Raw genomic sequence first — 12,478 nt, 5'->3', positions numbered from 1 at the left:
TTATGAATGATATGATTACTTTATTTCCAATGTTCTTATTAATATTTATTAGAATTTCAGCCTTTTTTGTAACGATACCCATTTTTTCTTATCGAAATATACCAAATACGCTAAAAATTGGATTATCCTTTTTCTTAGCGTGGATCATGGTATTTACAATAGATCCATATACCATTCCAATAGATGTATTGTTTATTGCTATGATTCTAAAAGAGGCTTTAATAGGTATACTAATAGGGTTTACCGCTTATATTATATTCTCTGCTATCCAGACGGCTGGAGGTTTTATTGATTTTCAGATGGGTTTTGCGATTGCCAACGTTATTGATCCCCAAACTGGAGCTCAAAGCCCTCTCATGGGGCAGTATTTATATACATTTGCGTTACTGTTCTTACTTTCAGTAGATGCCCATCATTTATTACTTGACGGGATTTTCAATAGCTATCAATTTATACCAATCGATCAAACGTGGGTTTCTTTTGGGGACAGTAGATTCAGTGCATTTTTGATTCAAACGATGAGTTATATGTTTATTATAGCTTTTCAAATGGCCCTACCTATCGTTGGCTCACTTTTTCTAGTAGATATTGCATTAGGAATTATGGCAAGAACGATGCCTCAGCTAAATATTTTTGTCGTTGGTATTCCTATCAAAATTATCGTGAGCTTTGTGATGCTAATTGTCATAATGGCATCTTTTATTTATTTAGTAAGGGACTTATTCGAGAATGTATTGGTCACTTTGAGAACCTTGATGAGAATTTTAGGAGGCGTATAATTTGTCTTTTTTACGATTAGATCTTCAGTTTTTTGCTGGGGAAAAAACAGAAAAAGCGACTCCAAAAAAGCGTCAAGAGTCAAGAAAGAAAGGTCAAGTAGCGAAAAGTCAAGATGTTAATACAGCGATTGTGTTATTCGTCGTATTTCTCTTTTTTTGGTTCAGTGGCCCTTATATGCTGGACAAATTAGTAGATATATTTATTACTACTTTTCAAGATTATTTATTAGTAGATGTCACGGAAAGTAACGTGTTTGACATCTTTCTAGTGTTAGTAAAAGATATGGCATTAATCATAGCACCTATAATGCTTGCAGCAATGGTTGGAGGAGTTGCAGCAAATTATTCACAAGTAGGTTTTTTATTCTCAACTGAACCTATTAAATTTAAGCTAGAAAAAATAGATCCAATCAAAGGTGCGAAACGAATTTTTTCTATTCGAGCGCTTGTTGAATTTTTAAAATCCATCTTAAAAATATCGTTTGTTGCAGCAGTTACTTTCTTTATACTATGGGTCAATTGGGGTCAAGTGGAAATGCTGTCACAAATAAGCATTGGTGCTGCGCTGTCTTTTCTCGCAAAGTTAGTTTTTCAAATGGGTTTAGCAGCATCCATTGTTCTTGTTTTCTTAGCAATTATCGATTACCTGTACCAAAAATATGACTTTGAGAAAAGTATTCGAATGTCAAAACAAGATATAAAAGATGAATATAAAAATGTCGAAGGTGATCCTCAAATAAAGTCAAAAATAAAACAAAAGCAACGAGAAATGGCGATGCAGCGAATGATGCAAGAGGTTCCTAATGCGGACGTAATCATTACAAATCCAACACACTTCGCAGTTGCATTGAAGTATGACGAATCAAAAATGGATGCTCCTTTTGTAGTAGCTAGTGGAGTGGACTTTATAGCTCAAAAAATCAAGTCAATTGCAAAGAAAAACAATGTAGTAACTATAGAAAATCGGCCATTAGCAAGGGCTCTATATGATCAAACAGAGATTGGTCAAGCCATACCAGAAGAATATTTTAAAGCAGTTGCCGAAATTTTAGCTTATGTTTATAGCTTGAAAAATAAAGTATAGATGTTGTGTATAAATGAATGTTCAGTGAGATTGTTAAACAAGATTGAAGATCAGGGTAGAAACCCTAAGAGTAAAATTTTGAACAGCATATGTAAGGAGAGAATGTCATATGAGAGCAAGAGATTTACCTGTTATAGTCGGTGTTGTACTTATTATTATTATGTTAGTCATTCCATTACCTACGTGGTTATTGAGCGTGTTAATCATGTTAAATATTTCTCTTGCCTTATTAGTCCTCCTCGTATCGATGAATATGAAAGAGGCCCTGCAGCTTTCTGTATTTCCTTCACTATTATTAGTATTAACACTCTTTCGCCTCGGCTTAAACGTATCCACGACGCGCTCTATATTAGGTAATGCCGATGCAGGTCAAGTAGTTGAAACGTTCGGAAATTTTGTTATTGGTGGAAATGTGTTAGTTGGTTTTGTCGTTTTTGTTATTCTTATTATTATTCAATTTATAGTTATTACAAAAGGGGCTGAGCGGGTTTCAGAGGTTGCAGCTCGTTTTACATTAGATGCAATGCCCGGTAAACAAATGAGTATTGATGCTGATTTAAATGCTGGCCTTATATCTGAAAAAGATGCGATTGTACGCCGTGAAAAAATTCAACGAGAAGCTGATTTTTATGGTGCGATGGATGGAGCAAGTAAATTTGTAAAAGGGGATGCAATTGCAGGTATTGTTATTACGTTGATCAATATTATTTTTGGCATGATTATTGGAGTTCTACAAATGGATATGGATCTTGCTGAAGCCTCAAGTACATACATGCTATTGTCTGTAGGTGACGGTTTAGTCAGTCAAATTCCAGCTTTAATGATCTCAACAGCAACAGGTATTATCGTTACAAGGGCTGCATCAAAAGGAAATTTAAGTGAGGATATAACGGGTCAGTTATTTGCATTTCCTAAAATGTTATATGTGGTCGGTGCAACGATTGCATGTTTCGGTTTTTTTACAACGATGTCTTTAACATTAACATTACCAATTGCAGCATTGCTCATCACTGGTGGTTATTTGATTAGTAACTCTCAAAAAGCTTCTATTGAAGATAAAGAAGAGCTTGAAGAAGAAATAGAAACAGAGGAAATGAAAAGTCCTGACAGTGTTGTAAGTCTGCTCAATGTTGATCCGATTGAATTTGAGTTCGGTTACGGCTTAATTCCTCTAGCTGATACTAAGCAAGGTGGAGACTTATTAGAGCGCATTGTGATGATTAGAAGGCAGTTGGCGATAGAGTTAGGTCTTGTTATTCCGGTCGTAAGAATTCGTGACAACATTCAGCTACAACCGAATGAGTATAGATTTAAAATAAAAGGTAACGAAGTAGCTAAAGGGGAGCTTCTGTTAGATCACTTTTTAGCTATGAGTCCTGGTGTTGATGATCCAGCTGTTGAAGGAATTGATACGGTAGAACCTTCCTTTGGGTTGCCAGCAAAATGGATCTCTGAAGACATGAGAGAAAAAGCAGAGATGCTTGGGTATACAGTTGTAGATCCAGCTTCAGTAGTGTCTACACATATTACTGAATTAATTAAAACAAATGCGCATGAATTATTAGGCCGCCAAGAAACGAACCAGCTAGTTGAACATTTGAAGGAATCTTATCCAATACTTATTGAAGAAGTAACACCTAATCCGCTAGCAATTGGAGATATCCAGAAAGTGTTAGCCAAGTTATTAAAAGAAAATGTTTCAATCCGAAATTTACCGGTCATATTTGAAACATTAGCTGATTTTTGTAAGTTAACATCTGACACAGAATTATTAACAGAGTATGTAAGACAATCACTCGCTCGCCAAATTACGTCACAATTTATTAATAACCGAGACAGCTTAAAAGTGATTACATTATCAGGTGCTGTTGAAAAAATGATTGCAGATAGTATTCAACAAACAGAACACGGGAACTATTTATCTATCGCTCCTGATTCATCTGAAGTGATAACGAATAGTGTAATACAGAATATTGAACAGCAACAGTTCCAGGATCAAGCCCCAATATTGTTATGTTCACCTGCTGTAAGAATGTATATGAAGCAAATTATCGAAAGATTACTTCCACACGTGCCAGTGTTATCCTATAATGAACTTGATGGAAGTGTAGAAGTTCAAAGTGTTGGAGTGGTGAACATACAATGAAAATAAAAAAATATATCGCACCTTCTATGTCTGAAGCAATGAAAAAAATACGACAAGAATTAGGAAATGATGCAGTCATTCTTAGTTCTAAGGTCGCTCAGAAAAGAGGGTTACTCGGTTTCTTTTCAAAGAAACAGTTTGAAGTTATTGCTGTACAAGACCCAGAACCGTTTTCTCCCGAACAACAAGCAATGAGCATGAAAAATAGTATGCCAGTTGTAAAAGGAAGTGAAAAACCTCATGACGTCCTTCATTTGAAGGATGAGACAGCAGCAACTGAAAAATCTGACGATGTTTTAACTGAATTAAAAGATATAAAATCATTAATGGAAAATTTAAACGTTGATATACATACAAATTTTGATAAATACCCAAAACCTCTAAGGCAAATTAACGAAATGCTAATCGTTCAAGAGATATCTGATTCGTTAAGAATGAAGGTTATGGATGCACTATTGGTGAAATATTCGACGGAAAATAAAGATAACAATTTGGACTTATTGAGGTGGACGAAGCAACTAATCGTCGACAGTATAGCTTCATTTAACTATGGAGGAGTGAGCTTTACGAAGAAATTTGTCAATGTAGTAGGACCAACAGGAGTTGGAAAAACAACTACATTGGCAAAACTAGCTGCTCAATGTGTGTTAAATGATAAGAAAAGGGTTGCCTTTATTACAACTGATACGTATAGAATTGCAGCAATTGAACAATTAAAAACATATGCCAAAATTTTAGATATCCCAATTGAAGTTTGTTACAATATTGAAGATTTTCAACGTGCTAAGGAAAAATTTGTTGATTATGATGTAGTACTAGTAGATACAGCTGGCAGGAATTTTTTGAATCAACAATACGTGGAGGATCTCAAAGAAATTATAGATTTTAATGAGGATGTTGAAACGTTTCTTGTTCTATCCCTCACATCAAAATTTACTGACATGAAGCAAATTTATAAGCAATTTTCAATGATTCATATCGATCAGTTTATTTTTACTAAAGAAGATGAGACATCAACATACGGTTCTATGCTTAATCTAATCGATCATTTTCAAGTTGGTGTAGCTTATATTACGAATGGTCAGAATGTACCAGATGATATTAAAGCAGCTTCTCCTCAGTTAATCGGCCAAATTATACTTGGAGAAGATGCCAATGGTTAAGGATCAAGCAGCAAGCTTACGTGAACAAATGGAACTTCAAGGAACCAACACCTCAGCTAAAACGATTGCTGTTATAAGTGGTAAGGGGGGTGTTGGTAAATCTAATATTTCATTAAATTTTGCTTTGACGTTAGCTAGGCTGAAAAAAAAGGTGCTTATTTTTGATATGGATATTGGTATGGGGAATATCGATATTTTAATGGGCGTATCTTCAAAACATACAGTCTTAGATGTCTTTAACAATGAGATTTCCATCGATCAGATTATTACTAAAGGTCCTGAAAACCTATCATATATTGCAGGGGGCTCTGGTTTTAATCATGTTTTTAAGCTGGATTCTACTAAAGTCCATTTGATTATTCAACATATGCAAAGGTTAATAGATAAATATGATTATGTCATATTTGATATGGGTGCTGGCATGACTGAAGAAAATCTATTGCTGTTAAAAGCAGTAAACGAAGTATTTGTCGTTACTACACCAGAACCTACTTCGATTATGGATGCATATGCAGCGATAAAGTATATCATTTTAAAAGATCCTGCAAAGCGGCTATTTTTAATAGTAAATAAAACTCAGTCACAACTAGAAGGAAATCATACAACTCACAGAATTTCAACTGTCATGAAACAGTTCTTAAATAAAGAAATAGAGGTTTTAGGTCAAATACCTGAAGACAGACATATTGTTAAGGCAGTCAGCCGACAAACTCCATTTTTGTTATATGCACCAAAATCTAGTGCAAGTAAAAATATTCAAGTTATAGCTAATACATATTTGTTAAATTCAAATGATATGAGACAACAAAAGCCAACAACTCATTCATTTATGTCAAGATTACGAAAATATTTAATTGAAAGGTAGGTACCACCGTGAAACAAGTAAAAGTTCTTATCGTAGATGACTCAGCATTCATGAGAAAGTTGATTTCACAATTTTTAAAAGAAGATCATCAGATTGAAGTTGTAGGAACTGCTAGAAACGGTGAGGATGCACTGACCAAAATTAAACAACTTAATCCTGACGTAATAACCATGGACGTGGAAATGCCTACAATGGATGGGATAGAAGCTCTGAAAAAAATTATGACTCACAATCCCATACCCGTCATCATGTTATCTAGTACCACAAAGGAAGGAACTGAAAATACAATAGTTGCAATGCAATATGGTGCTATTGACTTTATCGCGAAACCTTCTGGTGGTATTTCTTTAGACCTTCATAAAGTAAAGGACGAAATAGTCTCTAAAGTTTTGCTAGCTAGTAAAGTAAATATGAATAATTTGCAAATTCCTACCGGAAAAGCAAAATCTATTACTTCATCATTAGCAAAATATAGTAAAATAGAACTAAGATCTATGTCCCAGTTATCTCATAACAGTTCAAAACAAGCGAATAAAAAAATATTATGCATAGGTACGTCTACTGGAGGACCGAGAGCATTACAAAAAGTGTTGCAAGGATTTCCTAAATCAATTAATGTACCGATAATTATCGTGCAGCATATGCCAGCAGGGTTTACGAAATCACTAGCATCACGTCTCAATTCTCTATGTGATATATGTGTAAAGGAAGGCGAGAATGGAGAAATTATTCAAAATGGCACCGCCTATATTGCTCCAGGTGGCTCTCATTTAAAAGTGAAGAAGGTAGGTACATCGTTAGTTTTACAAATAGATCAGTCATCAATTAAGAATGGCCATCGACCATCTGTAGATGTGATGCTAGAATCAGTCAGTGAAATATCTGGATATATGAAAATCGCAATCATTATGACAGGGATGGGCTCAGATGGTACTGAAGGTTTAAAAACATTAAAATCTAAAGGCAATGCGAAAGCAATTGCAGAATCTCAAGACACATCAATTGTTTTTGGTATGCCTAAGTCTGCAATAGCTGCAAATGTTATTGACGATGTTGCAGACCTTGGTGATATTACACCAACAGCCTTAAAATATATTTATCAGTAAATTCTATAACGTGTTAAATGTACATTTTCGATGAGCTAATAAAAAACAAGCTCAAACGAAGAAAGTAGAGGTTTAAACCCTTCAAGTACGTGTTCACAAGGAGAACAAAAAGAGGAGAGAAAAGCAATTTGAGTGCTTCTCATATAGCTGTCACTTTTTTGTCACTATGGGATAAGCCTATCCTTTGCCAAGTCATTTTTCTCGGACTTTTTGAACATCCTTTTCTAAAATCCGAATAAGGGGTGTGTATGTTATGGATATGAATCAGTATTTAGATGTATTTATTGATGAAAGTAAAGAACATTTACAAACAGTAAATGAACAATTATTAGAATTAGAAAAAAATCCAAACAATTTAATGATAATTAATGAGATTTTTCGTTCTGCTCATACACTAAAAGGAATGTCAGCGACAATGGGTTTTGAAGATTTAGCTAGCTTAACACATCAAATGGAGAACGTCCTTGATGGAATGAGAAATGAAAAAATTATCTTTACACCTGACGTGTTAGATGTTGTTTTTGCAGCGGTCGATGACCTTGAAACGATGGTGATCTCTATAGCTGAAGGCGGAGATGGTAAACATGATGTTACAGCGGTGGTGAAACAATTAAAACAAATTGAAGAGGGGCATCCTTTAACGCAATCGCTAGCTGAAGCAGCTGTATCGGTACAAAATGCTGAAGTGAATGACAATCAGACTCTCGTGGATTATGACGAATTTGAGTATACGGTGATCCAGCAGTCAAAGGAACAGGGTTTTGAAAGCTTTGAGATAAACATCACACTTCGAGAAGATTGTTTACTGAAAGCAGCTCGTGTATTTATGATATTCGAAGTTTTGGAGCAAATTGGAGAAATCATCAAATCTATTCCTAGCGTAGAGCTATTAGAAGATGAAAAGTTTGACAATGAATTTACTATAGCCTTCGTATCTAAGGAACCGAAGGAAACCATACATAAACGTATAATGAAAGTATCCGAAATAGCAAATATTGAAATTAAAGCTCTTAATTTAGCAAGCATGAGACACGCGGAAGTAGAAAAAGAGCTAACTCCAATAAATCATGAAAAAGAGATTACTATAGACGAATCAATGGAAAGTCAACTACATAATGATGACAAGGTAGTAGCTAATAAAAAGAGAGCAACAGCATCAAACAAAACGATTCGTGTCAATATTGAACGTCTAGATATACTTATGAATTTGTTTGAGGAACTTGTCATTGATAGAGGTCGACTTGAGCAAATTTCACAAGATTTAAATAACAGTGAACTTCATGAAACTGTAGAACGCATGTCAAGAATATCTGGCGATTTACAAAACATCATCTTAAACATGAGGATGGTTCCTGTAGAGACAGTATTTAACCGCTTTCCTAGGATGGTTAGGCAATTAGCGCGAGATTTAGGAAAATCTATTAACTTAGAGATCATAGGTGCTGAAACAGAACTAGATAGAACTGTCATTGATGAAATTGGTGACCCCCTCGTTCATCTTATTCGCAATGCTATAGATCATGGAATTGAATTACCTGCTGAACGAACTCAACATGACAAGAACGAAGAAGGTACAGTGAAATTAAAGGCATACCATAGTGGTAACCATGTGTTTATTGAAATTGAAGATGATGGTGCTGGAATCAGTCGTGACAAAGTATTAAATAAAGCTATTAAAAATGGCATCATTACTAAGCAAAATGCTGCTACCTTAACAGATAAACAAGTATATGAACTTATCTTTTCATCTGGTTTTTCTACAGCAGAAAAAATTTCTGATGTTTCAGGGCGAGGAGTAGGGCTAGATGTAGTAAAGAATACAATTGAGTCTCTCGGTGGATCTGTTTCAATTGATTCAGTTGAAGGAGAAGGGTCTATATTTTCGATCCAATTACCTTTAACATTATCTATCATTTCTGTCATGTTAGTAGAAATTCAACAAGAGAAATATGCTATACCTCTTTCTTCAATCATTGAAACTGCAATTGCTAAAAAAGATGATATTTTGAATGCTCATAACCAAAAGGTCATTGATTTTCGTGGGAAAGTAGTCCCGTTGTTATTTTTGAATGATATCTTTCAAGTACCAGCAGCCTCAACTGACGAGGATGAGTATTTATCAATCGTCATTGTTAGGAAAGGCGAAAAACTAGCTGGCTTAGTAGTTGATTCTTTTATTGGACAGCAAGAGGTTGTGTTGAAATCTTTAGGCAATTATTTAACAAACGTATTTGCTATATCAGGTGCGACCATCTTAGGAGATGGTCAGGTTGCTCTAATTGTTGATTGTAATGCACTTATAAAATAGATGACAAAGGGAGGTTATGATCGTGATAGGAGGAACAGCAACAGAACAAAAAGTCATCGTTTTTCAGTTGGAAGATGAGGAATATGGAATTCCAGTGGACCAAGTACGTTCAATCGAAAAGGTTCAACACATAACCCGGGTTCCTGGAACGAGTGAAGATGTGAAAGGTGTAATTAACCTGCGAGGTGTTGTAACGCCAATAATAGATTTACGCAATAGATTTGGGCTAATGACAACTAACTATTCTGATAGCACGAGAATTATTATCGTTGCAATTGAAGATGTTGAAGTAGGTCTAATTGTAGATTCTGCTAATGATGTCATTGATATTCCTGACGATTCTATTGAACCACCACCTGAAGTAGTTGGTGTCATAAAAGCAGAATATTTAAAAGGAATATCAAAGGTTGGTAATAGATTACTAATTTTACTTGACCTTTCTGAAGTACTCAATATTAATCTGATCGATTCGGAAAAACTGGAAAGGTGAATATATGACTTTCATTGAAAGGTTTAATCATACACACCTTGATATCTTGAAGGAAATTGGAAACATTGGTGCTGGTCATTCTGCTACAGCCCTTTCTAAGATACTAAATAAGAAAATCGAGATGAATATACCTGAGGTAAAAATTGTTTCTTTTGATGAAATGATGGACTTAGCTGGGGGAGCAGATAATGTTGTTGTCAGTGTCTTTTTACAGATTGAAGGTGACGCACCCGGTAGCATGTTTCTCCTTTTGCCACTTGAACAAGCATCATTGTTAGTTCAACAATGGACGGGCTTGAGCAATTTTGCGTTCGAAGGCCCTCCATATGATCAACTAGCTATGTCTGCTTTAGAAGAATTAGGTAATATTTTATCAAGTTCTTACCTCTCTTCTTTATCTGATTTTACGAAGTTGAATATGTATCCTTCTGTGCCGCAAATTAGCGTTGATCTCGTTGGAGCAATTATAAGTATGGGCTTAATCCAATTATCCCAAGTAAGTGACTATGCGACTGTCATAGACACAAGTGTCATAGAGTCAGATCAATCGATTCTTGAAGGTGTGAAGGGACATATATTTTTACTTCCTGATCCAAATTCTTTTACGAAGCTTTTTCAGGCTCTGGGGGTAACGGGGCATGAATGAAGCGATATCTGTTGTAAAAGTAGGTATTGCAGATATGGATATTGTTAGAGGCCCGAATATCATACGCACATCTGGATTAGGCTCTTGTGTTGGGGTAGTTATATACGACAGGTTCAAAGATATTGCTGGCTTAGCACATGTGATGCTACCTGATTCTTCCTTGGCTAAGGCAGGATCACTTAATAAAGCTAAATATGCTGATACGGCAATTGAAGTACTCATTAACCAACTCGTTCTGCATGGTGCGTCTAAAAATCATTTGCTTGCAAAAATAGCTGGTGGTGCACAAATGTTCCAGTTTACTAAAGGCAATGACCTTATGAGGATTGGAAACCGCAATGTTGAAGCTGTGAAGCAATATTTATACATGGCAAAGATTAATATTGAATCAGAAGATGTAGGTGGAAATAGTGGCAGGACAATAGAATTTAGTCCTCTAAATCGTCTATTAACAATAAGAACAGTTAATCAAGGTATTATTGTAATATAAATGCAATTTTTGTGATCAAACAGTCATGTTATAACGATTTGTCATACCTTTATAACTGTAAAAACAAAAGAAAACAAAATATATGTATCAAAGCTTCTCTTTAATAATATACCAACAAAATTGTTTAAATCGAGCTAAAGAAATGGACTTGAGCACGAATGAGTCTATACATTTTGTTCGTTCGGTACAGGGGTTTTAGTTCCCCTCCTCGCTCGATAGCGTTTCTAATTAGCTCTTTTCCATACTTTGTTGCTATATTTCTTAAGCTAGAAGAAAAATGTCGTTTTACACAATAGTCAATGTTTTATCGAAGAATAGATGCCACGAAAAATAGTAGACTATGTTTTTATTTTTGTTACAAAAACAACAATCTATGCGAAACCAACCTTTAAATAAATGGAGTTGACTCTCCATCTGGTTCATCGATGTTCAAGTATACTTGAACGAGTTCATTACAAGGAGGGTAATAATGGCGCTCAAGCTAGAAAGTGAGGATCAGCTACTTTGGGAAAAGTGGGTACATACTCGTGATGAGAATGCTGGGAATGCACTTGTAAAAAAATATATGCCACTCGTTATGTATCATGTTCAACGGATATCCGTAGGGTTACCCAAGACAGTAAATCTAGATGATGTGAAAAGTTATGGTCTATTTGGGCTTTTTGATGCATTAGAAAAATTTGACACTTCGCGAGATTTAAAATTCGATACGTATGCATCATTTCGAATTAAAGGTGCTATACTTGACGGTCTTAGAAAAGAAGATTGGATGTCACGAAGTGCAAGAGAAAAGGCTAAAAAGCTAGAAGCAACCACTCAACGACTTGAACAACAGTTATTAAGAAACGTTACAGCTGATGAAATTGCAAATGAATTGAATATTAACGTAGCTGAAGTGTATTCTACGATCCAGGAAGGCTTTTTTGCTAATGTATTATCCATGGATGAGCATAACAAAGAATCGGAAGAAAAAGATCCAATTGCGTATACGATCGTTGATAAAAAATCCATCATTCCTGAAGAACAATTATTAAAAAATGAGTTAGTTAGTCAACTAGTAGATGTTCTTAAGGAGTTAAATGAAAAAGAACAACTTGTTATTAGTTTGTTCTATAAAGAAGAACTAACATTAACCGAAATTGGAGAAGTGATGGGTTTATCAACTTCAAGAATTTCACAAATCCATTCAAAAGCACTGTTTAAGCTAAAAGATATTTTAACAAAAATATTTCCGTAAAGCTCTTTAAGTAAACTTTGTTGTTTTTTACTTACAATTGAGTAATTGTTGTGTATTATTCGATTTTTATATAAGATACCCAGACATCTAATTGTGTAGGTGTTCATTTCTTAATATTAAAAGCAGGTTTTTTGCTGCTGTTGTTTTACACCTACAACGTAAGG

Annotated in this window: 11 protein-coding genes; all 11 read left to right on the top strand. The window is 35.0% G+C overall.

Going from position 1 to position 12,478, the window contains the following annotated elements:
• The first annotated feature begins 2 nt into the window (after nt 1–2).
• The 11 genes from fliR (at nt 3) to SLH48_RS15580 (ending at nt 12,314) form a co-directional block, all read left to right on the top strand.
• Nucleotides 3–779 carry a flagellar biosynthetic protein FliR gene (fliR, locus tag SLH48_RS15630; RefSeq protein WP_320258924.1) on the top strand — a complete coding sequence of 259 codons (777 nt, stop codon included), beginning with the start codon at nt 3–5 and terminating at the stop codon, nt 777–779.
• Nucleotide 780: 1 nt separating this feature from the next.
• Entirely contained in the window at nt 781–1,863 is a 1,083-nt protein-coding gene (flhB, locus tag SLH48_RS15625) for a flagellar biosynthesis protein FlhB (RefSeq protein ID WP_214482697.1), read from the top strand.
• A gap of 109 nt (nt 1,864–1,972) precedes the next feature.
• Nucleotides 1,973–4,009 carry a flagellar biosynthesis protein FlhA gene (gene flhA, locus SLH48_RS15620; protein ID WP_320258923.1) on the top strand — a complete coding sequence of 679 codons (2,037 nt, stop codon included), beginning with the start codon at nt 1,973–1,975 and terminating at the stop codon, nt 4,007–4,009.
• Complete coding sequence (gene flhF, locus SLH48_RS15615; protein ID WP_320258922.1) at nt 4,006–5,172, top strand: flagellar biosynthesis protein FlhF; 1,167 nt, start codon at nt 4,006–4,008, stop codon at nt 5,170–5,172. Before flhA ends, flhF begins: the two co-directional genes overlap by 4 nt.
• On the top strand, nt 5,165–6,037 hold the full coding sequence (locus tag SLH48_RS15610; protein ID WP_320258921.1) for a MinD/ParA family protein: 873 nt from the start codon (nt 5,165–5,167) through the stop codon (nt 6,035–6,037). The genes flhF and SLH48_RS15610 overlap by 8 nt, the downstream gene beginning before the upstream one ends.
• 8 nt (nt 6,038–6,045) lie before the next feature.
• Nucleotides 6,046–7,143 (top strand): chemotaxis response regulator protein-glutamate methylesterase, encoded by a 1,098-nt coding sequence (locus tag SLH48_RS15605; protein WP_320258920.1) that lies wholly within the window; start codon nt 6,046–6,048, stop codon nt 7,141–7,143.
• Between the two features lie 253 nt (nt 7,144–7,396).
• The gene (locus SLH48_RS15600) at nt 7,397–9,451 is read left to right on the top strand and encodes a chemotaxis protein CheA (RefSeq protein WP_320258919.1); all 2,055 of its coding nucleotides are present in this window, start codon (nt 7,397–7,399) and stop codon (nt 9,449–9,451) included.
• A 22-nt stretch (nt 9,452–9,473) separates the two neighbouring features.
• Nucleotides 9,474–9,941: a chemotaxis protein CheW gene (locus SLH48_RS15595; RefSeq protein ID WP_320258918.1), complete on the top strand. Its 468-nt coding sequence runs from the start codon at nt 9,474–9,476 to the stop codon at nt 9,939–9,941.
• Nucleotides 9,942–9,945: 4 nt separating this feature from the next.
• Complete coding sequence (locus SLH48_RS15590) at nt 9,946–10,587, top strand: chemotaxis protein CheC (RefSeq protein ID WP_320258917.1); 642 nt, start codon at nt 9,946–9,948, stop codon at nt 10,585–10,587.
• Nucleotides 10,580–11,077 (top strand): chemotaxis protein CheD, encoded by a 498-nt coding sequence (locus SLH48_RS15585; protein ID WP_320258915.1) that lies wholly within the window; start codon nt 10,580–10,582, stop codon nt 11,075–11,077. The genes SLH48_RS15590 and SLH48_RS15585 overlap by 8 nt, the downstream gene beginning before the upstream one ends.
• A gap of 469 nt (nt 11,078–11,546) precedes the next feature.
• Nucleotides 11,547–12,314 carry a FliA/WhiG family RNA polymerase sigma factor gene (locus SLH48_RS15580; protein ID WP_320258914.1) on the top strand — a complete coding sequence of 256 codons (768 nt, stop codon included), beginning with the start codon at nt 11,547–11,549 and terminating at the stop codon, nt 12,312–12,314.
• Nucleotides 12,315–12,478 lie beyond the last annotated feature (164 nt).

This window comes from Cytobacillus sp. IB215316 (assembly GCF_033963865.1).
Lineage (GTDB): Bacteria > Bacillota > Bacilli > Bacillales > SM2101 > Nanhaiella > Nanhaiella sioensis.
Note: the sequence above shows the minus strand (reverse complement) of the source record. Positions and strands in the feature narration are given on the sequence as shown.

Excerpts from the sequence above, each read along its gene's own strand:
- SLH48_RS15580 (WP_320258914.1), top strand. The coding sequence starts at position 11,547 with ATGGCGCTCAAGCTAGAAAGTGAGGATCAGCTACTTTGGGAAAAGTGG.
- fliR (WP_320258924.1), top strand. The coding sequence starts at position 3 with ATGAATGATATGATTACTTTATTTCCAATGTTCTTATTAATATTTATT.
- SLH48_RS15600 (WP_320258919.1), top strand. The coding sequence starts at position 7,397 with ATGGATATGAATCAGTATTTAGATGTATTTATTGATGAAAGTAAAGAA.
- SLH48_RS15585 (WP_320258915.1), top strand. The coding sequence starts at position 10,580 with ATGAATGAAGCGATATCTGTTGTAAAAGTAGGTATTGCAGATATGGAT.
- SLH48_RS15610 (WP_320258921.1), top strand. The coding sequence starts at position 5,165 with ATGGTTAAGGATCAAGCAGCAAGCTTACGTGAACAAATGGAACTTCAA.
- SLH48_RS15590 (WP_320258917.1), top strand. The coding sequence starts at position 9,946 with ATGACTTTCATTGAAAGGTTTAATCATACACACCTTGATATCTTGAAG.
- flhA (WP_320258923.1), top strand. The coding sequence starts at position 1,973 with ATGAGAGCAAGAGATTTACCTGTTATAGTCGGTGTTGTACTTATTATT.
- flhF (WP_320258922.1), top strand. The coding sequence starts at position 4,006 with ATGAAAATAAAAAAATATATCGCACCTTCTATGTCTGAAGCAATGAAA.